Source organism: Helicobacter pylori HUP-B14, assembly GCF_000259235.1.
Lineage (GTDB): Bacteria > Campylobacterota > Campylobacteria > Campylobacterales > Helicobacteraceae > Helicobacter > Helicobacter pylori_CU.
In genome coordinates this window covers 896818-917323 of the sequence record NC_017733.1, presented here as the reverse complement: position 1 = coordinate 917323, position 20506 = coordinate 896818, and the positions used below count along the sequence as shown (strand labels likewise).

General features: G+C 40.4%; 17 protein-coding genes, 2 tRNA genes and 3 pseudogenes. 14 read left to right on the top strand and 8 right to left on the bottom strand.

Annotation, left to right across the window (positions count from 1 at the left end):
- Positions 1-4 precede the first annotated feature (4 nt).
- The 5 genes and pseudogenes from HPB14_RS04425 to fliK form a co-directional block, all read right to left on the bottom strand.
- Positions 5-1150, bottom strand: coding sequence for an Eco57I restriction-modification methylase domain-containing protein (locus HPB14_RS04425; RefSeq protein WP_000443336.1), 1146 nt, complete (start codon positions 1148-1150; stop codon positions 5-7).
- Positions 1119-1741, bottom strand: a pseudogene (locus HPB14_RS04420) (restriction endonuclease). The gene HPB14_RS04425 and the pseudogene HPB14_RS04420 overlap by 32 nt, the downstream one beginning before the upstream one ends.
- Positions 1742-1792: 51 nt before the next feature.
- Positions 1793-3610 (bottom strand): flagellar hook protein FlgE, encoded by a 1818-nt coding sequence (locus HPB14_RS04415; RefSeq protein ID WP_001000189.1) that lies wholly within the window; start codon positions 3608-3610, stop codon positions 1793-1795.
- A complete protein-coding gene (gene flgD / locus HPB14_RS04410; RefSeq protein ID WP_000963294.1) occupies positions 3607-4542 on the bottom strand; it encodes a flagellar hook assembly protein FlgD in 936 nt (311 codons plus the stop codon). Before flgD ends, HPB14_RS04415 begins: the two co-directional genes overlap by 4 nt.
- 50 nt (positions 4543-4592) lie before the next feature.
- The gene (fliK, locus tag HPB14_RS04405) at positions 4593-6140 is read right to left on the bottom strand and encodes a flagellar hook-length control protein FliK (RefSeq protein WP_001139915.1); all 1548 of its coding nucleotides are present in this window, start codon (positions 6138-6140) and stop codon (positions 4593-4595) included.
- Between the two features lie 135 nt (positions 6141-6275).
- On the opposite strand from fliK, the pseudogene pta reads away from it, so the two are divergent.
- The 7 genes and pseudogenes from pta (at position 6276) to hypD (ending at position 11773) form a co-directional block, all read left to right on the top strand.
- Positions 6276-7832, top strand: a pseudogene (pta, locus tag HPB14_RS08445) (phosphate acetyltransferase).
- A 12-nt stretch (positions 7833-7844) separates the two neighbouring features.
- Positions 7845-9045, top strand: a pseudogene (locus tag HPB14_RS04395) (acetate kinase).
- Positions 9046-9142: 97 nt separating this feature from the next.
- Positions 9143-9442 (top strand): cupin domain-containing protein, encoded by a 300-nt coding sequence (locus HPB14_RS04390; protein WP_000454257.1) that lies wholly within the window; start codon positions 9143-9145, stop codon positions 9440-9442.
- 10 nt (positions 9443-9452) lie between these two features.
- Positions 9453-9581, top strand: a complete 129-nt coding sequence (locus HPB14_RS08550) for a hypothetical protein (RefSeq protein ID WP_000973846.1) — start codon at positions 9453-9455, stop codon at positions 9579-9581.
- 112 nt (positions 9582-9693) lie between these two features.
- Positions 9694-10422 (top strand): hydrogenase nickel incorporation protein HypB, encoded by a 729-nt coding sequence (hypB, locus tag HPB14_RS04380; RefSeq protein ID WP_000003585.1) that lies wholly within the window; start codon positions 9694-9696, stop codon positions 10420-10422.
- Entirely contained in the window at positions 10422-10655 is a 234-nt protein-coding gene (locus HPB14_RS04375) for a HypC/HybG/HupF family hydrogenase formation chaperone (protein ID WP_000335462.1), read from the top strand. Before hypB ends, HPB14_RS04375 begins: the two co-directional genes overlap by 1 nt.
- Positions 10656-10660: 5 nt before the next feature.
- A complete protein-coding gene (gene hypD, locus HPB14_RS04370) occupies positions 10661-11773 on the top strand; it encodes a hydrogenase formation protein HypD (RefSeq protein ID WP_000109748.1) in 1113 nt (370 codons plus the stop codon).
- Positions 11774-11999: 226 nt separating this feature from the next.
- Here the strand turns inward: hypD and HPB14_RS08430 are convergent, their stop codons facing one another.
- Complete coding sequence (locus tag HPB14_RS08430; RefSeq protein WP_041199488.1) at positions 12000-12515, bottom strand: hypothetical protein; 516 nt, start codon at positions 12513-12515, stop codon at positions 12000-12002.
- A 68-nt stretch (positions 12516-12583) separates the two neighbouring features.
- Here HPB14_RS08430 and HPB14_RS04360 point away from each other — a divergent pair.
- The 4 genes from HPB14_RS04360 (at position 12584) to HPB14_RS04340 (ending at position 16331) form a co-directional block, all read left to right on the top strand.
- Positions 12584-12658: transfer RNA gene (locus HPB14_RS04360), tRNA-Gln, on the top strand.
- Between the two features lie 26 nt (positions 12659-12684).
- Positions 12685-12761, top strand: a tRNA-Met gene (locus HPB14_RS04355).
- Positions 12762-12979: 218 nt separating this feature from the next.
- The gene (gene babA, locus HPB14_RS04350) at positions 12980-15175 is read left to right on the top strand and encodes a Hop family adhesin BabA (RefSeq protein WP_000753142.1); all 2196 of its coding nucleotides are present in this window, start codon (positions 12980-12982) and stop codon (positions 15173-15175) included.
- Between the two features lie 787 nt (positions 15176-15962).
- Complete coding sequence (locus HPB14_RS04340) at positions 15963-16331, top strand: type II toxin-antitoxin system HP0895 family antitoxin (protein WP_001134139.1); 369 nt, start codon at positions 15963-15965, stop codon at positions 16329-16331.
- A 100-nt stretch (positions 16332-16431) separates the two neighbouring features.
- On the opposite strand, the gene HPB14_RS08425 is transcribed toward HPB14_RS04340, so the two are convergent.
- Both HPB14_RS08425 and HPB14_RS04330 read right to left on the bottom strand, forming a co-directional pair.
- Positions 16432-16587, bottom strand: a complete 156-nt coding sequence (locus HPB14_RS08425; RefSeq protein WP_229018038.1) for a hypothetical protein — start codon at positions 16585-16587, stop codon at positions 16432-16434.
- 583 nt (positions 16588-17170) lie between these two features.
- Entirely contained in the window at positions 17171-17695 is a 525-nt protein-coding gene (locus HPB14_RS04330; RefSeq protein ID WP_001135603.1) for an acyl-CoA thioesterase, read from the bottom strand.
- A 139-nt stretch (positions 17696-17834) separates the two neighbouring features.
- On the opposite strand from HPB14_RS04330, the gene HPB14_RS04325 reads away from it, so the two are divergent.
- The 3 genes from HPB14_RS04325 to HPB14_RS04315 are packed head-to-tail and all read left to right on the top strand — an operon-like array spanning position 17835 to position 20432.
- Positions 17835-18692, top strand: coding sequence for an SDR family oxidoreductase (locus tag HPB14_RS04325; protein WP_000538037.1), 858 nt, complete (start codon positions 17835-17837; stop codon positions 18690-18692).
- Complete coding sequence (locus HPB14_RS04320; RefSeq protein ID WP_000921436.1) at positions 18685-19665, top strand: FecCD family ABC transporter permease; 981 nt, start codon at positions 18685-18687, stop codon at positions 19663-19665. Before HPB14_RS04325 ends, HPB14_RS04320 begins: the two co-directional genes overlap by 8 nt.
- A complete protein-coding gene (locus tag HPB14_RS04315; protein ID WP_000242340.1) occupies positions 19665-20432 on the top strand; it encodes an ABC transporter ATP-binding protein in 768 nt (255 codons plus the stop codon). Before HPB14_RS04320 ends, HPB14_RS04315 begins: the two co-directional genes overlap by 1 nt.
- The last annotated feature ends 74 nt before the right edge of the window (positions 20433-20506 follow it).

The following is a 20506-nucleotide window of genomic DNA, read 5'->3' as shown; positions in this document are numbered from 1 at the left end:
TATCCTAATTGAAAAAGTCTTTAGGCAAAAGCGCGTTTTCTAAAGAGCGCTGCGAAAACAAAAAACGCCCATCGCACACAAAGCCTAATTCTTGCCAGTTGATAGCGTTGAGTTTATCGCAGAGGTTTTGTAAGTCCAGGTTTTGGTCATAAGGGAATAGCGCTAAAATAGAGCCGTCATAATTAGGGCATTGGTGGATAAAAAAGGGGTTTTTTTGGCGCGTTTTGGCGTTGACATAAATGCGTTTTTTAGGGGATATGTGATGCATCCTCCCCCATTGATACCAGTTATTTTCATTGAATTTTTTAATCTTTCTTTGCATCAAGCTGTCTTTATGCTGGAGTAAATAATCATTAGGCTTGTTGACAAAAACCATTTTTTCTAAAACATTGGTTCTTTTTGTGATTGAGGTGACAAATTCTAAATTCCCATACTTTTCGTTTTTAAAAATCTTATCGCACCCGCTCACTGCCCCCACTTTAACCTTAAAAACCTCGCTTAATTTTTGCGTGTAAGATTGGTTGAGGAAATACAAAATGCCTTTTTTGCACACAAATTGCAAACCATCGTTGGTGATTCTACTGAAATTACCCTTACAAAAACGAAAAATCACGCAATTAGGCATGGCGTTTGGGAAAATTTTTTGATCGCCTAATTCAAAAAAATGCGTTATCGTGCCTTCTTTGTAAATCCATTCGTTTAATTTCACGCTAGAAGTGGATTTTAAAAAATCCCTTGGGGTGATGAAAATCAATTCGCCTTTAGGCTTTAAATGCTTGATCGCTTTTTCTATGAAAAACAAGTAGAGATTACTCCTTTCATCAAAAAGGCTGTAATGGAGTTTTTCTTTTGCGCTTGGTGCAATATCCTTGTGCTTGACATAGGGCGGATTGCCAATAATCGTGTCAAATTGATTTTCTAAAGGGTAGTCAAAAAAGTCCATGCAAAGGGCATTTTTAGGGCAAATTTTAGGATCGATTTCAATCCCTACAGCCTTTTTTAAGCGCTTTAAAAAACTCCCATCGCCCGCACTCGGTTCTAAAACACTCCCATGATTGTGCTTTAGAGTGAGCATGAAATCCACTATCTTTTTAGGGGTGAAAACCTGCCCTAAAGTTTTAATCTCTAATTGATACAAAAAACTCTCCAAAAAATTCTCTTAATAAATATTAGATCGTAACTTAACGCTTTTGGCTAAAGCGCTTAAGATGAAGTTTTTACTTTCAATAAAGTTTCTTTGAACGATTTCTCTGTTGTTATCCCACTTGCATTGGAAGGGCAAGTTATTGGGCTGAAGAGTTTGAATGCCTTTTAAGGAATTGATAAAAACGTCTTTAGGATCGTTTTTGTTGATAATTAAAAAATAATAATCTCTATCGGTGTTTGTGCCTAAGTCTTTATGCAGTTTTTGAAAGTATTTTTCCCATGCGATTTCGTTATTAAATTCCGGCAATAAGCCGCACAACGCGTAATAAATCCCTAATTTGCAATTAAGATTGTCAGCGGTTTTTGTGGTGGTGGTTTTAATATTAACAGGATAAAAAATATCGTTTTCTTCAAAACTAAAATCCCACCACTCTCTGGCTTTTGGCAGTTGGATAGGAAAATAATCCTTAATGGTATTTAAAATTTCTTCTTCATTGACAGACGAATTTAATCGCCCATCCTGTAAGGGTTGAGACAAATGATAAGGGTTTGTTTTTAAAAATTCTGCAATTTCATTAAGCTGTGTGGGTATCATTAAATATCCTTATTAAAAAGGGTATTTTACCACACTCCTTATTTTAGCCCCTTATTTTTTCAAGCTAATGGCTTCTTTAATCATGTCATCGCCTGCGCCAAAGGCTCTGGCGTTCATGGAATAGCCTCTTTGCATTAAAATGAGATTGGTTAGGGCGTTCCCGGCATTCACGTTGCTCGTTTCTAAATATTTGTGCCTGATTTTCCCAAACTTGAGCTTACCCTCTTCGTCCCACCCTAAAATGGGGTTACCGCTTAGGGGTCTGTTTTCGCCATTAATGGTGCCTTCTTGCATTTCATAGAGGTTACCGCCGATTTTTCTCAATCCTTGATCGTTAGTGAAAGCCAAAATACCGATGCGAGCGACCGGCTCTACCACCCCGTTACTGAAGGCTAGAGAAATCACGCCATTTTCTTCAATGCGCATGTCTCTAAAAATGCCCCTAGGCTTGCCGTCTTGACTCGCTTCTAAAAGTTTAGAATCTTGGTAAGACAAATCGCTAGAATCATGGTTTTCGCTCTTATCTAGTGAATAAGTGAGCTTATTACCCTTAAAATCCAAAGTCATGGGGGCGGATTTCATCTTGTGCGTGGCTGAATCAAAGCCGACAATTTCCCAAGTGGGATCATTGATAGGGGTTTTGTTTTTGGGATCTGCGATGTAGCTTTTCACTTCCCAAGTTTGGTTTTTCCTTTTGCTCGTGGGGCTTGATGTGGGATCGTTGGAATTGGTCATGTAATATTCGCTTTGGAGCAAGTATTTATCCCCGGCTTTATCATAAATATCCACTTCTGTGCTGTAATAAGGGATTTTAATCGCTACTGAATCCCTGCTGATGCCCTTTTTCAATTCCATTCCGTTCGCATTCAAGCCCAATTTATCCGCAATACCCCCACTCAAGCTAAAGGTGATAGGCGTTTCGCTAGGATTAGCGATCTCTAATAAAAGGGGGGGGCTTTTGGCGTCTTTTTCGCTTTTGATGAGGTTCAAGTCTAGCCCGGTTTTTTCTTTAAGGAGTTTTTGCAAATCGCCTAAAGTTTTGAACTGGTTTTCGCCTTTTTCAGCGTCCCCATAAGTGAAAACAAAATCCTCTTTTTTGCCATCTTCTTTTTGGATACTGATGTTTAATTTGCGATTAGTGATCGCGTCTATTGGCTCGTTATCGTCATTCGCTAAAGCGTTAATGTCCTGGTTTAAAAAACGCTCCTTGATAATCTCGCCCTTATCGTTTAAGAAAAAATCTTGCACGCCTTTTAAATGGTCTTTAGGGTTTAAATTCACGCTAATACCCACTTTCGTGCTAAGCACCGGCTGGTAAGTCAAATCTTGGGGGATTTGTAAGGGCGAAAGGGTGTTGCCATGCAATTTTTCAATGTCTTCATCTCTGGCGGTGGAATTGAGCGTGCCGTCTTTGATTTTTTTCAAATCAATGCCATAAACATAATAGCCCTCAGGGGTTACTAAATAGCCATCAGCGTCTCGTGCGAAATTGCCGGCGCGCGTGAGAAAATTATCCTGTTTTTTGCTAAAGCCGTCTTTATTAATGGTCATTTCCCCATTTTTATTGGGCCCTATCACAAACCAGCCCTTGCCTTGATACGCCATGTGGAATTCCCCTTCACTAGGCATGTATTCGCCGTCTTTATTAGAAAGGGTGTTGCCTGAGCCTGTAACGCCATAATTTCGGTCGTTAGCCACAACGGATTTGGCGTTCAAAGCGTCTAAATGCGAAGAAAACAAGGTCTTAAACTCCGGATCATTAGAGCGATAGCCTAAAGTATTGACATTGGCGATATTATTAGAAAGGCTGTCAATACCAAACTGATGGGTCTTAATCCCGCTATAAGCGTTTAATAAGGTGTCGTTCATGCTGTCTCTTTAGGGGGGGTTTGGGGCTTTTGTTCAGAGATTTTCTGTTCAATGGGTTTTTGCTCCGAGAGTTTTTGATCAAGCGGCTTTTGTTCAGAGATTTTCTGTTCAATCGGTTTTTGATCCGGCTTGTAAAACTCTATTGCGCTGTCTATGGGTAAAATCATTTCGCCCATTCTCAGCATGGGCTTGCCTTTATCAAAAACCACGCTTTCCACTTCGCCCCTACCAATGCGCGTTTGCAAATACTGCTTGCTTTGAGAGTCTAAATTGTATTCAGCCTTGATTTTGTAATTGCCTTTAGGGACTTTTTCGCCCTTTTCGTTTGTGCCGTCCCATTCAAAATTAATATACCCCTTTTGCCCGTTATAATCTTTTAAAGGAATCGTTTTGACTAATTCATTGCTTTCGTTCAGGATTTGAATCGCTGGCACTCCTTTAGAAGCGTCAATTTTTTCATCAAAAAAGAGCGAAAAAGAAAGTTTGTTGTTGCCGTCAAAATTCGCCCCGCTCACATCGGTTTCAGCGATTTTGCCTATCATGCTCACAGAATTAAGCGCACTTACTTCCCTTAAAGCGTTGTTCGCTTTCAAGCTATCGTCCATGCCTTTATTAAGGTTTTCCATGGTGTCTTTTAAAGCGCCTTGAAAGTCTTTTAAAGACTCGTTAGTTTCTTTATTGGATTTCATCGCACTGGCGACTTCTTGCATGGTTTTTTTGTTTTCTTCTTGCATTTCCACTTGCGTGAGTTGCGCGGTTTGGGTGATGATTTTATCCGTTTCCATAGGAGCGGTGGGGTCTTGATTTTTCAATTGCTCTAAAAAGAGTTTCATGAAAGCGTTTTTATCCAACCCGTTAGCGATGGTGGGCTGCTCTTTTTTCCTTTCTTGCGCGGCTTTAGCTCCTGTAACTTCTGCTAAATCAATAGCCATGATCTCTTCCTTATTAAAGATGTCTTATTATAGAGCAAACTTGCTTAAAATCATGCATAAAGAGTGATTTGCATGCTCGTTTCTTGGTTTTCATGGTCCGTGTTCTCTTGGTAGCTTTTTAGGGCGTTTTCTTTTAAGGGGGTTAATTCCTGATCTTTAAATGGCTCTTTGAATGGCTCTTTTTCTTGCTCTTTAGAAGAATCTTGCGAAAAGCTCAAATCCACCCCTTCAAAACCTAAAGCGTTCAGGCTGTTTTTGAGATCCTGTTGGTTGTCTAAAAAGGTTTGTAGGCTGTTGTTGTGAGAAATCACGCTCACTTTAAGGTTTTTACCCACTTTTTGAATAATCACTTCAACCTTGCCCAATTCCTTAGGGAATAAATCCATAGAGATTTTACTCATAGGGGGTTTGTATTCTTGGATTTCTTGCTTTAATTGTTGGGTGAAATGCTTGATCGTCTCTTTAGGGGTGATGCTTTTATTCTCGCTTGTCTTATCGCTAGCTTGGGTGTTTTGTGCACTTTGAGCGCTATTACTAGTCTCTTTAGTTTTTTCTTTATTTTCGCTTATTTCTTGAGTTTTTTCTTCTTTTTCTAGGGGCGTTGGAATATTATCGTTAGGGGGAGGGTTAGCTCCTATTAAAGGCATTAAAGGGGGCGTTTTAAGAGGGATTTTAGGGGCATTTTCTGGCGTTGTGGCTTGGGCTGTGGTCTGGGTTTTAGCGTGAATAGGGGTTTTTTCTGACTTTTTTTTAGAAAGCGTTTTATCCCTTTTAATAGCGTTCATTTGTAAAGCTTCCTTTAAAGGGGGCGTTTTTTTTTCATTATTTTGGGGGATTGTGTGTTCTTTATTGTGCGATTCTTTTTTTTCTAAGGATTGCAAAACGCTAGAAAGGTTGGCGGTGTTTTTAGCGTCGTTCTTTGCAAGGGTGTGGTTAGTGGGCGTTTGCGTTGTTTTCAAAGCAAGATGATCGCTCGCATTTAAGGGGTTTTTATTTTCTGGAGTTGTGGCCGCTTGAATGTTGCTAGCGTTTAAGTCATGTTTTTGGCTGAGCGTTTGGATGTCTTTAAGGGTTTTTGGCTCTTTTTTAGTGTCAGTAGGGGCTGTGGGGTTTTTGATAATGTTGTTAGCGTGATTGGGAGTTATGGGGTTTTTACTAGCTAAGTTTGTTTGATGAGCGTTAGAAGTAACTCCATTAGGCTTTTTTTCGTTCTTGTTTAAAGTTTCGTTAGGGGTTTTGGGGTTAGTTTCATGCTCATGGGTTTCATGTTGAGTCTCATGTGGGGCTGTTGGGTGGGTTTTTGGGTGGTTGAGCCAATCTTTTAGGGTAGGGGCTTGTTGGTCTTTGACGAGATCTTTAGCGTGTTGGTGGTGTGGGGTAGGGGTTTTTTCAAGCGCTTTAGCGTCTTTGGGCGTGGCTTTTAAAGCGTTAGGATTTGGCGATTCTTTAGAAGCGGTTTTGTCTTTAGAGATCTTTTGGTTTAAGATCTTACTGAAATCCTTTGACGCGCTTTTAGGGGCGTTTTTGGTGTCTTCGTTTTTCGCTCCGCCATTCAAGGCATTTGCGTTGGTTTGAATGGGATTAATGGGAGATGGCATGGTTATCCTTTAAAACAACTCTTTACTTTAACTCAAAGGGCTATTAAGCAAAAAGAGTTCCTTAAAGCGCGCTTTTTAAAAAGTCTGGTTTCATTTAAGCCTTATTAAAATCCGCTGCAATTTAACAAAACAATTATGGAGATTGGCATGCAAAGTTTATGGATTTACCCAGAGGATACCGAAGTTTTAGGGGTTGCTTGCAAGAGTCTTTTAAAAGCACTAAAACCGCGTTATCAAAAAATCGCCTTGTTTTCGCCCATTAATGGGGGGTGTGAGGGCTTTGGGGAGTGTGAGGGCTTGAACCCTTTAGAATTTCATAGCGCCATAGACAAACAAAAGGCTTTAGAGCTTGTAAGCACCGCTCAAGAAGAGTTACTATTTGAAACGATTCTCAAACGCTATGATGAATTACAATCCACGCATGATTTTGTCATTAATTTAGGGTATACGCCGAAGTTTTTCTTAAACGCTCTTTTAGACTTAAACACCATTTTAGCCAAGCATCTAAACGCTCCTGTGGTGGCTGTCGCGCAAACGAGTTTGGAATATTTGAAAGCCATGCATTCTCATATTCTCAAAAAAGAAGCCCCTTTCGCTGTAGGGTTATTTGCGGGCGAAATGCTTGAAAAACCACATTTTTTAAGCGCGTCTTTTTGCAAGCAACAATGCGAATTAGAAGCGGGTGTAGTTGAAAATTTATTGCAAACAAAAAGCGAGATTATTACCCCTTTAGCCTTTCAAAGGAGTTTGGAGAAAAAGGCTAAAAAGCAGATTAAAAAAGTCGTTTTACCCAAGAGCGAAGATGAAAGGATTTTAAAAGCCGCGCATCGTTTGAATTTAATGGGCACGGTGGGATTGATTTTATTGGGCGATAAAGAAGCCATTAATTCGAAAAATTTGAACTTGAATTTAGAAAATGCAGAAATCATCGATCCCAACACTTCTCATTATAGAGAAGAATTCGCTAAAAGCTTGTATGAATTGCGAAAATCAAAGGGATTGAGTGAGCAAGAAGCCGAGCGATTAGCGCTAAATAAGAATTATTTTGCAACCATGCTCGTGCATTCAGGATACGCGCATGCCATGGTTTCTGGGGTGAATCACAGCTGAGACCATTAGACCCGCTTTACAAATCATTAAGACTAAGCCCGGCGTGAGCCTGGTTTCAAGCGTGTTTTTAATGTGCTTGGACACCCAAGTGTTGGTTTTTGGGGATTGCGCGATTATCCCTAACCCTAGCCCTAAAGAATTAGCTGAGATCGCTACCACTTCCGCGCAAACAGCGAAGCAATTCAATATCGCGCCTAAAGTGGCCTTGCTTTCTTATGCGACAGGCAATTCCGCTCAAGGCGAAATGATAGACAAAATCAACGAAGCTTTAATAATCGCTCAAAAGTTAGATCCCCAATTAGAAATTGATGGCCCTTTACAATTTGACGCTTCCATAGATAAAGGCGTAGCGAAGAAAAAATGCCTAACAGCCAAGTGGCCGGGCAAGCTAGCGTTTTTATCTTCCCGGATTTAAACGCCGGAAACATCGCTTACAAAGCGGTGCAACGGAGCGCTAAAGCCGTGGCGATAGGACCCATTTTACAAGGCTTGAACAAGCCCATTAACGATTTGAGTAGGGGTGCTTTAGTGGAAGATATTATCAACACCGTTTTGATTAGTGCCCTTCAAGCGCAAGATTGATTAGGAGAGATTATGGAAATTTTAGTTTTGAATCTGGGTAGTTCGTCTATTAAGTTTAAGTTGTTTGACATGAAAGAAAACAAGCCCTTAGCGAGCGGTTTAGCCGAAAAAATCGGCGAAGAAATAGGGCAGTTGAAAATCAAATCGCATTTGCACCATAACGATCAAGAATTAAAAGAAAAGCTTGTGATTAAAGATCATGCGAGCGGGCTTTTAATGATTCGTGAGAATTTAACGAAAATGGGCATTATCAAAGATTTCAATCAAATTGACGCTATAGGGCATCGTGTGGTTCAAGGGGGGGATAAATTCCATGCCCCGGTGTTAGTGGATGAAAAAGTCATGCAAGAAATTGGCAATCTTTCTATTTTAGCCCCCTTACACAACCCGGCGAATTTGGCCGGTATTGAATTTGTTAAAAAAGCGCACCCCCATATCCCTCAAATCGCTGTTTTTGACACCGCATTCCATGCCACTATGCCCAGTTACGCTTACATGTATGCGTTGCCTTATGAATTGTATGAAAAGTATCAAATCCGCCGCTATGGTTTCCATGGGACTTCACACCATTATGTGGCCAAAGAAGCGGCGAAGTTTTTGAATATCCCTTATGAGGAATTTAACGCTATCAGTTTGCATTTAGGGAACGGCTCAAGTGCGGCCGCCATTCAAAAGGGTAAGAGCGTGGACACTTCTATGGGGCTAACCCCTTTAGAGGGCTTGATTATGGGCACAAGGTGTGGGGATATTGACCCCACTGTGGTGGAATATATCGCGCAATGCGCAAATAAAAGCTTAGAAGAAGTGATAAAGATTTTAAATCATGAAAGCGGTTTGAAAGGCATTTGTGGGGATAATGAGAAACATAGAAGCTAGGAAAGAAAAAGGCGATAAAGAAGCCAAGCTCGCTTTTGAAATGTGCACTTATCGCATTAAAAAGTATATTGGGGCTTACATGGTAGTCTTAAAAAAAGTAGATGCGATCATTTTTACAGGGGGGTTAGGGGAAAACTATTCGGCTTTAAGAGAGAGCGTGTGCGAGGGCTTAGAAAATTTAGGGATCGCTTTACACAAGCCCACGAACGACAATCCGGGTAACGGATTAGTGGATTTAAGCCAGCCTAATACTAAAGTCCAAATTTTACGAATCCCTACTGATAAAGAATTAGAAATCGCTTTGCAAACCAAAAAGGTTTTGGAAAAAACAGAATAAAGAATTGTTTAAGAAATCTATAAGAAATTTTTGGGTAAAAAATTAGCTTTCTTAAATTAAGTTCTAAATTAAGAAAATATCACACTAGGAGTTTTTGATGGAAGTGGTTCATTTTTTAGAGGGCGTTTGTTTTGAGAAACTCCACATTGAAGCGTTGAGTGAAAATTCTTCCAATAAGGAAATGCGCATTTGCATGCCCAAGGGAGCTGTCATGGACAAACACAAGGCCCCGGGAGCTATCAGCGTGCAGGTTTTAGAGGGAAAAATCATTTTTGAGGTAGAAAATGAAAAAATAGAAATGCCAAAGGGGGCGTTAATCAGCCTAGAAGCGCAAGTTTTGCATCGTTTGGACGCTTTAGAAAATAGCGTTATCAGGCTATCTTTAAGTAAAAAATAAGGAAAATCAAATGATGAAAGCCGTTTTTATCAATGTTTGGTATTTGCTTTTAACCATCATTTTATTAATCATCATATGGAGAATCATTAAATTAGTGTTAAAAGATAAAAACGACAGCGACGATAAGGGGTTAGGGTAAAAGCGCGTTTTTGATCTAAAAAGATGAGCCAAGAAGATAAAAGAAGTGGTTAAATCATAGTCGTTTAATTAAGCGCGCTACGATACGAAAATTTTAAAAGAAAGGAACAAGCATGAGCGAACAACGAAAAGAATCTTTACAAAATAACCCTAATTTGAGTAAAAAAGACATCAAAATCGTGGAAAAGATTTTGAGCAAGAACGACATTAAAGCCGCTGAAATGAAAGAGCGCTACCTCAAAGAAGGGCTGTATGTGTTAAACTTCATGAGTTCTCCTGGCAGCGGTAAAACCACGATGCTAGAAAATCTAGCGGATTTTAAAGACTTCAAGTTTTGCGTGGTAGAGGGCGATTTGCAAACCAACAGAGATGCGGACAGGTTGCGTAAAAAAGGCGTGAGCGCGCATCAGATCACCACCGGCGAAGCGTGCCATTTGGAAGCGAGCATGATTGAAGGGGCGTTTGATTTACTAAAAGATGAGGGGGCGTTAGAAAAAAGCGATTTTTTAATCATTGAAAACGTGGGGAATCTGGTTTGCCCTTCAAGCTATAATCTAGGGGCGGCGATGAATATCGTTTTACTTTCTGTCCCAGAGGGCGATGATAAGGTGCTAAAATACCCTACCATGTTCATGTGCGCGGACGCGGTGATCATCAGTAAAGCGGATATGATTGAAGTGTTTAATTTTAGGGTTTCTCAAGTCAAAGAAGACATGCAAAAATTAAAGCCTGAAGCGCCTATTTTTTTAATGAGCTCCAAAGACCCTAAAAGTTTGGAAGATTTTAAAAACTTCCTTTTAGAAAAAAAGCGTGAAAATTACCAATCCACGCATTCGTTTTAATGTGTTTAGCGATCCCCTCTAAAGTCATAGCCATTAACGATAATGTGGCGCTCTTGGAAACTTTGGGCGTTCAAAGAGAGGCGAGCTTGGATTTAATGGGCGAGTCCGTTAAAGTGGGCGATTATGTGCTGCTCCACATCGGCTATGTGATGAGCAAGATTGATGAAAAAGAAGCCCTAGAATCCATTGAGCTTTATCAAGAAATGATCGCCAAAATGAACGAAACGCAATAATAACAATGAGCGTTGATCACCTCATTTCGCCCTTTAGAGACAAGCAAATTATTTTAGCACTCTCTAATGCAATCAAAAAACTCGCTTTTAAACTTGAAAAAAAATTAGTCATCATGGAAGTGTGCGGAGGGCATACGCATTCCATCATGAAATACGGGCTTTTGGATTTGATGCCTAACAATTTAGAGTTTGTGCATGGGCCGGGCTGCCCGGTATGCGTGATGCCAAGAGCTCGCCTTGATGAAGCTTACGAACTCGCTATGATCAAAGATAGCATTGTCTTAAGCTTGGGGGATATGATGAAAGTCCCCGGGAGCTATGGGAGTTTGATACAAGCCAGAGAAAAGGGGCTAGATGCACGCTTTTTGTATTCGCCCATGCAAGCTTTAGAGATCGCTAAAGAAAATCCGCATAAAAAAGTCATCTACATTGCGATCGGTTTTGAAACCACCACGCCCATGACGGCGAGCGTTTTACTGAGCGCCAAAAAAGAAAAATTAAAAAATCTTTTTTTCCACATTAACCACATTTTAGTGCCTCCAAGCGTGAGCGCGATTTTAAAAGATCCAGCATGCCAGATCAACGCCCTTTTAGCCCCTAGCCATGTGAGCGTGATAAGCGGCGCTCAAATCTATTCTCCTTTAGTGGATCGCTTTAAACTCCCCATTATTGTGAGCGGTTTTGAGCCGGTGGATATATTAGAAAGCGTGCTGATGCTTCTTAAACAAGCCCTAAACAAAGAAGCCAGGCTAGAAATCCAATACAAAAGAGCGGTGAGCTATGAAGGGAATGTGAAAGCGCAAGAATTAGTGAATGCGTGCATGGAAGTGAGGGAAAATTTTGAATGGAGAGGTTTGGGGAATATCAAACATTCCGCTCTCAAACTCAAAGAAGCGTTCGCCTCTTATGACGCTGAAAAAGTCTTTAAAGAACACTTAAGCCACAAAACCTCTAAAGAAAACAAGGCATGCAAGTGTGGGGAGATTTTAAAAGGCATCGCTAAGCCCCTAGACTGCTCATTATTCGCCAAAATTTGCACCCCACAAAACCCGATCGGCAGTTGCATGGTCAGCTCTGAGGGGGCGTGCGCGGCGTATTATCGTTACAAGCGCGTTTGAGCTTTAAAAATTGCTCTAAGCCCCTAGACTGCTCGTTATTCGCTACAACTTGCACCCCACAAAACCCGATCGGCAGTTGCATGGTCAGCTCTCAAGGGGGCGTGTGCGGCGTATTATCGTTACAAGCGCGTTTGAGTTTCAAAAATTGCTCTAAGCCCCTAGACTGCTCATTATTCGCTGCAATTTGCACCCCGCAAAACCCGATCGGCAGTTGCATGGTCAGCTCTCAAGGGGGCGTGCGCGGCGTATTATCGTTACAAGCGCGTTTGAGCTTTGAAAATTGCTTTTTGGTGAAATCGCTCAAACCTTCGCAATTGACATTCACGCTTTTAGGGGGTTTTTCTTTTTTTATAACCGGTTTGTGATACGCCCTTTTTTTCACGCTCGCTTGGATTATTTTAAAATCAAAGGGGTAATTCAAAGCTTTTAGGATTTTTTGTGTTTCTTTTAAATGGGCTTTCAAATTCTTGGTGTAATAGTCTTCTTCTATCTTAAAGGCTTTCAAATAGCTAGGGTGCGTGAAATAGATTTTTAGGATTTGGTGTTCTATTTTAGCGTATCTAAACCCATGCTTTAAATCCCCCAAAGCTTGAGAAACATGGCGGTTAATTACCTCTCTTCGCTTGAGTTGGAGTTTTAAATTTCTAAACGCAGAGGCTTGAGCGATTCTTTTAAACAGCAAAAAGGTTTCTTTCTTTTTCAAATAACGTTTATAAATGAGGGGGTCAAATCCATTTTCCATGATGAAATTATAGCGTTTTAGCTTGACTTTTTTAAAAAGCTTTTGTATAATGCTTCTTTTAATGTTGTTGGGGTGTCGCCAAGCGGTAAGGCACCAGGTTTTGGTCCTGGCATTCCGAGGTTCGAATCCTTGCACCCCAGCCATTTTTCCTTTTAGCGCGTTCTTATATCGCGGAGTAGAGCAGTCCGGTAGCTCGTTGGGCTCATAACCCAAAGGTCAGTGGTTCAAATCCATTCTCCGCAACCAATCCTTTAAACCACCAAACCACCACACCACCACCAAACGAAACAAAAAACATCAAAATCAAAAAAATGACAAAATTTTTAAGAAAATGACAAAAAAAAAAAAACGCTTTATGCTATAATACTCCGAATACATTCTAATGCAAATGCATTCTAATGCAAATCTAATGAATGTATGAAATCCCTAATACTAATCCAATTCAATCCAAAAAGGAGAATATGATGAAAAAAACCCTTTTACTCTCTCTCTCTCTCTCGTTTTTGCTCCACGCTGAAGACGACGGCTTTTACACAAGCGTAGGCTATCAAATCGGTGAAGCCGCTCAAATGGTAACAAACACTAAAGGCATCCAAGATCTTTCCGATCGTTATGAAAGTTTGAACAACCTTTTGACCCGATACAGCACCCTAAACACCCTTATCAAATTGTCCGCTGATCCGAGTGCGATTAATGCGGTGCGTGAAAATCTAGGCGCGAGCGCGAAGAATTTGATCGGCGATAAAGCCAACTCCCCAGCGTATCAGGCCGTGCTTTTAGCGATCAACGCGGCGGTGGGGTTTTGGAATGTCGTGGGCTATGTGACGCAATGCGGCGGTAACGCCAATGGTCAAAAAAGCATCTCTTCCACGACCATCTTCAACAACGAGCCAGGGCATCAATCCACTTCCATCACTTGTTCTTTGAACGGGTATAGTCCTGGATACTACGCCCCTATGAGCATTGGGAATTTTAAAAAGCTTAACGAAGCCTATCAGATCCTCCAAACGGCGTTAAAAAATGGCTTGCCCGCGCTCAAAGAAAGTAACGGAACAGTGAATGTAACCTACACCTACACATGCTCAGGGAAAGGGAATGATAACTGCTCGCCAGGAGTTACAGGTGTAAGCAATCAAAATAGCGGAACCAAGACTGAAACCCAAACCATAGACGGCAAAACCGTAACCACCACGATCCATTCAAAAGTCGTTAATAGCACAACCGAAATCACTAACAAATTAGACGGTGTGCCTGATAGCGCTCAAGCGCTCTTAGCGCAAGCGAGCACGCTCATCAACACCATCAACGAAGCATGCCCGTATTTCCATGCTAATAATAGTAGTGAGGCTAACGCCCCAAAATTCTCTACTACTACTGGGAAAATATGCGGTGCTTTTTCACAAGAAATCAGCGCGATCCAAAAGATGATCACGGACGCGCAAGAGCTAGTCAATCAAACGAGCGCCATTAACAGCAATGAGCAAACAACTCCAGTGGGAGGCAGTAATGGCAAGCCTTTCAACCCTTTCATGGACGCTAGCTTTGCGCAAGGCATGCTCGCTAACGCGCAAGCGCAAGCCAAAATGCTCAATTTATCCCATCAGGTGGGGCAAACCATTAACCCAGACAATCTTAGCGGGAATTTTAAAAATTTTGTTACAGGCTTTTTAGCCACCTGTAACAACAAATCAACCGCTGGCACTGGTGGCACACAAGGTTCAGCTCCTGGCACAGTGACCACTCAAACTTTCGCTTCTGGTTGCGCCTATGTGGAACAAACCATAACGAATTTAAACAACAGCATCGCTCACTTTGGCACTCAAGAGCAGCAAATACAGCAAGCCGAAAACATCGCTGACACTTTAGTGAATTTCAAATCTAGATACAACGAATTGGGCAACACCTATAACAGCATCACTACTGCGCTCTCTAGCATCCCTAACGCGCAAAGCTTGCAAAATGCGGTGAGCAAAAAGAATAACCCCTATAGCCCGCAAGGCATAGAGACCAACTACTACTTGAATCAAAACTCTTACAACCAAATCCAAACCATCAACCAAGAACTAGGACGAAACCCCTTTAGGAAAGTGGGAATCGTCAGCTCTCAAACCAACAATGGTGCCATGAATGGGATCGGTATCCAAGTAGGCTACAAACAATTCTTTGGCCAAAAAAGAAAATGGGGCGCTAGGTATTACGGCTTCTTTGATTACAACCATGCGTTCATTAAATCCAGCTTCTTCAACTCGGCTTCTGATGTATGGACTTATGGTTTTGGAGCGGACGCTCTTTATAATTTCATCAACGATAAAGCCACCAATTTCTTAGGCAAAAACAACAAGCTTTCCGTGGGGCTTTTTGGAGGGATTGCGTTAGCGGGGACTTCATGGCTTAATTCTGAGTATGTGAATTTAGCCACCATGAATAACGTCTATAACGCTAAAATGAACGTGGCGAACTTCCAATTCTTATTCAACATGGGAGTGAGAATGAATTTGGCCAGACCTAAGAAAAAAGACAGCGATCATGTGGCTCAGCATGGGATTGAATTAGGCGTGAAGATCCCCACCATCAACACGAACTATTATTCCTTTATGGGGGCTGAACTCAAATACCGCAGGCTCTATAGCGTGTATTTGAATTATGTGTTCGCTTACTAAAAGCTTAAAACCCTTTGTGAAACTCCCTTTTTTAACCCTCTTTTTTTGGGGGGTTTCTTTTGAAGCCTTTTTTTTTGGAGGGGTTTAATTTTTTTGAAGCCTTTGTTTTTTAAACTCTCTTTTTTTTGAACCCTTTGTTTTAAATTCTCTGTTTTTGAACCCTTTGTTTTTTTTGGGGATTTTAATGAAAAATCTTTTTTCTTTTGAACCCTCTCTCTTAAATCCTCTTTTTTTTAGGGGGTTTCTTATTGAGAGATTTCTTTTCTTAAACCCTCTTTTCTTAAACACTTTGTTTTTTTGGGGATTTTGATGAAAAATCCTTTTTAGCGTTTTTGATAATTATTTATTGGAAAACTTGACGCTAATTTAAGCGATAGTTTTTAAAAAGCGCTCCTTTATATAGGGGGTTTAAGTTGGAGATTAAAAGGGGGAGAATGGTTTCAAATACCCACTACACTTTTAAGAAAATGCGTTTTATTATAAAATGAGAGCCAAAACGATTATTTTTCACTCACAGAACTTTTATTCTTTTAAACTTTTTTAAAATTTTTTACTAACAGATCTTTTATCTTTTCACTGACTTTTCATTGATTTCTAGCTCCGCTTTTAGTCTTTAAGTTTTTTACTTTTAATCTTTTAATCTTTAATCTTTTTCACTGACTTCCCAATCCGCTTTTCAATCTTTAAGTTTTTTCACAAAACAAAGTTTTTGATTTTTCTAGCCTTTTTAATCTTGCTCTATCGCTTGCGCTATAATGAACTGATATTATATTTTAAAGGAATAAACATGCCAAATACCACCAACAAAGACTACACAAAATACAGCCAAAGACAGCTTTTTAATTTAATCCATCAATTAGAGCGAAAAATCAAAAAGATGCAAAATGATAGAGTTTCTTTTAAAGAAAAAATGGCTAAAGAATTGGAAAAAAGGGATCAAAACTTTAAGGATAAAATAGACGCATTAAATGAACTCTTGCAAAAAATCAGCCAAGCTTTTGATGATAAAAGAGGTTGTTGTTTGGGGCATGAGATCCCAAACCTTGAAACGCAACAAGCCATGAGAGAAGCATTAAATGGCGAAAATTTAGAGGTTATTGAAGATTTTTCTGCATGGGCCAATGAAATCAAAAAGGAAGTGAATGCTGAAAATTAAGCACCATATCCTTTTCAAAAAAGATTTTAAAAAACTTATTAAAAAGGGGTAGCCTTGATTAGTGCCTACATTAGCGTTAAAGTTTTGATTTAGCCCTATTTTAATATAGTTTAGCTTGCCATAGTTGGTCGTTATCCCTATCGTGTAGGGCTGGCTTGTTATCTTGGAATTGTTGTTGGTTGAATGGTTCGCTAAAGGATAGCTTGGGCGTGTTAGTGGGGTCTAATGACCTCCACAATTCAACTTGATCAATCAATTGGAACTTGAGGGAGGCGTTAAGTGGGGTTGAACTTATTAAAATGGAGGGTTTAGATGATCTTACAAACGAGCTAAAAAAAGAGAAATCAAATAGTAGAGATTTGAAAAGGCATGTTATAGCGTTTGGTTTAAAGATTGAGATTTTAAAAAGAATACAAAAGAACCTTACAAGCCTATGATGATTTAAGGCAAGAATTAGAGCTATTAGGGTTTGAAAACACTCAAGGGAGCGTTTATGTTAATTATTCTAAAGAAAACACTCTAGCACAAGTCTATAAAGCGATCAATAAACTCTCTCAAATTGAGTGGATTAAAAAATCTGTTAGGGGTATTAAAGCGTTTAAGGTGGAGGACTTTGGCGGTTTTACTTGAGATTGTGAAATCCTAGCGTTTAGCCGAATCTTTAAAGTTTTTGGCGTTTATAGAGTGAAAAATAACGCTTTTTTATGACTCATGCAGTCACAACGAGCTGTTTTAATCCACCCACACAATTTATAACGCTTAAACTAACCGCTCAAACCAACTACCCCTTTTTTAGGGGTAAAATTCAGGGTTAAAACACCCCTCATGCTTTTTACTTTTTAAACACCCTCGTGTTTCCCGCTTTTTAAATACCCTCGTGTGCGCATTTCCTTACGCTTCAAAGCCCCTTCATAACGGCGGATTTCAACCTCTGTTTTAGGCTCGTATTTAGGCATGGGGGTGGGTTTGCCATTTTCTACAGCCACCATGGTGAAATAGCATGAATTGGTGTGCGTGATTTCACGAGTTTTAATATCTTCGCTCAAAACCTTAATCCCCACTTCGCATGAAGTGTTCCCTACATAATTGATGCTGGCTAAAAAAGTGAGCAAATTCCCTACAGGAATGGGGTATTTAAAAGTAACCCCATCCACGCTTAAAGTGACCGTTCCTTTAGCGCAATAACGAGTCGAACACACATAAGCCACTTTATCCAATAAATTCAATAATTCCCCCCCATGCATGACGTTGTTGAAATTAGCGGTTGTAGGCACGACTAAATAGCTCATCAATAATTTAGTGCGATCCGCTGTGTCTATAGTAAAATCAAAATGATTGGAATGCGATGATTGTATTTGAGGCATTGTTTCTCCTTAATTAAAATTGGTGTTAAAAATGTTTTTTGTAAAAAACATTCCAAGAACTATATGTTAGTAAAAATTAAGTAATATTGAGTGAATATTAGAGGCATTATAAAAATAATAAGAGGGTTAGCGTTAGAGAATGGGCGTTGGAGAGAAAGAAGAAAAAAAAGAAAGCCAAAAGGTGGCGGTTATCACTGGGGCGAGTTCTGGGATTGGGTTAGAGTGCGCGTTAATGCTGTTAGATCAAGGGTATAAGGTCTATGCACTCTCTAGGCATGCGACTTTGTGCGTGGCGTTAAACCATGCGTTATGCGAGTGCGTTGATATTGATGTGAGCGATTCTAACGCTTTAAAAGAAGTGTTTTTAAACATCAGCGCTAAAGAAGATCATTGCGATGTTTTGATCAATTCCGCCGGTTATGGAGTGTTTGGGAGCGTAGAAGACACGCCTATTGAAGAGGTTAAAAAACAATTTGGCGTGAATTTTTTCGCTCTTTGTGAAGTGGTGCAGTTTTGTTTGCCCTTATTAAAAAACAAGCCCCATTCTAAGATTTTTAACCTTTCTTCCATAGCGGGGCGTGTGAGCATGCTCTTTTTAGGCCATTACAGTGCGAGTAAGCATGCCCTAGAAGCTTATAGCGATGCCTTGCGTTTAGAGTTCAAACCCTTTAACATTCAAGTGTGTTTGATTGAGCCAGGCCCGGTGAAAAGCAATTGGGAAAAAACCGCTTTTGAAAACGATGAGCGAAAAGATAGCGTTTATGCTTTGGATTTAGAAAAAACCAAAAATTTTTATTCTGGCGTGTATCAAAACGCCCTAAGCCCTAAAGCCGTGGCACAAAAAATCGTTTTTCTTAGTATGAGTCAAAAAATCAAGGCCCGCTATTTGATCGGCTTAAAAACCCAATTGTTGTTGGCGTTGTATAGAATCCTCCCAAGTAGCTGGTATGATTCTTTGTTCAGATTAATCGTTCTTAAAAGGAAGCGTGATGCTTAAAACCTATCATATTGCATTAGCTTGTGTGATTTTAGCGGTGTTGGTGCTGTTGTTTGGAGGGGAGTCTTTGAGTTTGGAAGAATGGCAAGAAGTGTGCCTGAATGTGAAAAACCACTTTTTGCACAATGAAGAACTGAGCTCTTTAAGTGTTATTATTTTAGAAATACGATTACCACGAGTGATTTTAGCGCTTTTAGTGGGGGCGAGTTTGTCCGGAAGTGGGGTGGTGATGCAAACGATTTTTAGAAACCCCTTAGTCGATCCCTTTTTATTAGGGATTTCTAGCGGGGCGATGCTAGGCGTGGCGATGGCGATAGCGGTAGTGGAGTCTAATATTGCGATTTTGGCGTTCTTTGGGGCGATTTTAGCCAGCCTTGCTGTTTTGGCGATGAATAGGGTTTTGGGTAATTCCGTCCTTTCGTTGGTGCTTTCAGGGGTGGTGTTGAGTGCGTTTTTAAGTGCGTTAGCTGGAGCGATCAAATTCTTTGTGATCCCCCAAAAAGCGCAAGCGATTGTCGTGTGGCTTTTAGGGAGCTTGTCTTTAAGCAGTTATAAGGATTGCTTGATCGCTTTCATAGGGCTGTCTTTGGGCTTTATCCCGCTCTTTTTGTTAAGGTGGCGCATCAATTTATTGAGCTTGAGCGATGCGCAAAGTTTGAGCTTGGGGATTAACCCGGTGCTGTTGCGATCGCTTTGTTTGGTGTGCGTGAGCGTGGCGAGCGCTTTAGCGGTGAGCGTGTCCGGCACGATTGGCTGGATTGGGTTGGTCATTCCGCATGTGGCGAGATTGTTTTTTGGGGCGAATTTGCAAAAACTACTTTTAAGCTCTTTGTTAATGGGAGCGTTTTTCTTGCTTTTAGCGGATGTGGTGGCTAAAACCATTACCCCCTATGATTTGCCGGTAGGCATTGCGACAAGCGTTTTAGGAGCGCCTTTTTTCTTGTGGCTTTTGTTTAGGACTAGGGGGGTGTGATGGTCTTAGAAGTTAAAAACCTGTCCTTTAAATATTCTCAAAAACTCATTTTGGATAAATTGAGTTTTAGCGTGCCAAAAAACAGCATCACCAGCATTTTAGCGCCTAATGGCTCCGGTAAAACCACGCTTTTAAAATGCCTTTTAGGGCTTTTAAAGCCTTTAGAAGAAACCGAAATTAAAGCGTGCAACAAGGATATTTTACCCTTAAAGCCTTATGAAAAAGCTAAACTGATCGCTTATATCCCCCAAGTGGAATATTATGCGTTTAATTTCAGCGTGCTAGATTTTGTTTTAATGGGGAAGGCGACGCATTTGAATCTGTTCGCTATGCCTAAAGCTAAGCACATTAAAGAAGCCATTAGCGTTTTAGAGCGCTTGGATTTAGAGGCCTTAAAAGATCAAGGCATCAATGATTTGTCCGGCGGGCAGAGGCAAATGGTGCTTTTAGCCAGAAGTTTGTTGCAAAGAACGCCTTTATTGTTACTGGATGAGCCTACGAGCGCTTTAGATTTAAAAAACCAAGCCCTTTTTTTTGATGCGATTAAAGATGAGATGAAAAAACGAGAATTGAGCGTTTTAGTCAATATCCATGACCCGAATTTGGTTGCCAGGCACTCCACGCATGTGGTCATGCTCAAAGATAAAAAACTTTTTTTGCAAGCTTCCACGCCAATCGCTATGACTTCACACAATTTAAGCGCGCTCTATGACACGCCCCTAGAAGCGATCTGGCATGATGATAAGCTTGTAGTGTATGCGTTGTAGGGGTTGAAAATAGGGGATTTTGAGTTATAATGTTTCGTTTATTTTTATTTTCAAGGAGTTTATGTGAAAATTAG

Excerpts from the sequence above, each read along its gene's own strand:
- HPB14_RS04415 (WP_001000189.1), bottom strand. The coding sequence starts at position 3,610 with ATGAACGACACCTTATTAAACGCTTATAGCGGGATTAAGACCCATCAG.
- flgD (WP_000963294.1), bottom strand. The coding sequence starts at position 4,542 with ATGGCTATTGATTTAGCAGAAGTTACAGGAGCTAAAGCCGCGCAAGAA.
- fliK (WP_001139915.1), bottom strand. The coding sequence starts at position 6,140 with ATGCCATCTCCCATTAATCCCATTCAAACCAACGCAAATGCCTTGAAT.
- HPB14_RS04390 (WP_000454257.1), top strand. The coding sequence starts at position 9,143 with ATGGAAGTGGTTCATTTTTTAGAGGGCGTTTGTTTTGAGAAACTCCAC.
- HPB14_RS08550 (WP_000973846.1), top strand. The coding sequence starts at position 9,453 with ATGATGAAAGCCGTTTTTATCAATGTTTGGTATTTGCTTTTAACCATC.
- hypB (WP_000003585.1), top strand. The coding sequence starts at position 9,694 with ATGAGCGAACAACGAAAAGAATCTTTACAAAATAACCCTAATTTGAGT.
- HPB14_RS04375 (WP_000335462.1), top strand. The coding sequence starts at position 10,422 with ATGTGTTTAGCGATCCCCTCTAAAGTCATAGCCATTAACGATAATGTG.
- hypD (WP_000109748.1), top strand. The coding sequence starts at position 10,661 with ATGAGCGTTGATCACCTCATTTCGCCCTTTAGAGACAAGCAAATTATT.
- HPB14_RS08430 (WP_041199488.1), bottom strand. The coding sequence starts at position 12,515 with ATGGAAAATGGATTTGACCCCCTCATTTATAAACGTTATTTGAAAAAG.
- babA (WP_000753142.1), top strand. The coding sequence starts at position 12,980 with ATGAAAAAAACCCTTTTACTCTCTCTCTCTCTCTCGTTTTTGCTCCAC.
- HPB14_RS04340 (WP_001134139.1), top strand. The coding sequence starts at position 15,963 with ATGCCAAATACCACCAACAAAGACTACACAAAATACAGCCAAAGACAG.
- HPB14_RS04330 (WP_001135603.1), bottom strand. The coding sequence starts at position 17,695 with ATGCCTCAAATACAATCATCGCATTCCAATCATTTTGATTTTACTATA.
- HPB14_RS04325 (WP_000538037.1), top strand. The coding sequence starts at position 17,835 with ATGGGCGTTGGAGAGAAAGAAGAAAAAAAAGAAAGCCAAAAGGTGGCG.
- HPB14_RS04320 (WP_000921436.1), top strand. The coding sequence starts at position 18,685 with ATGCTTAAAACCTATCATATTGCATTAGCTTGTGTGATTTTAGCGGTG.
- HPB14_RS04315 (WP_000242340.1), top strand. The coding sequence starts at position 19,665 with ATGGTCTTAGAAGTTAAAAACCTGTCCTTTAAATATTCTCAAAAACTC.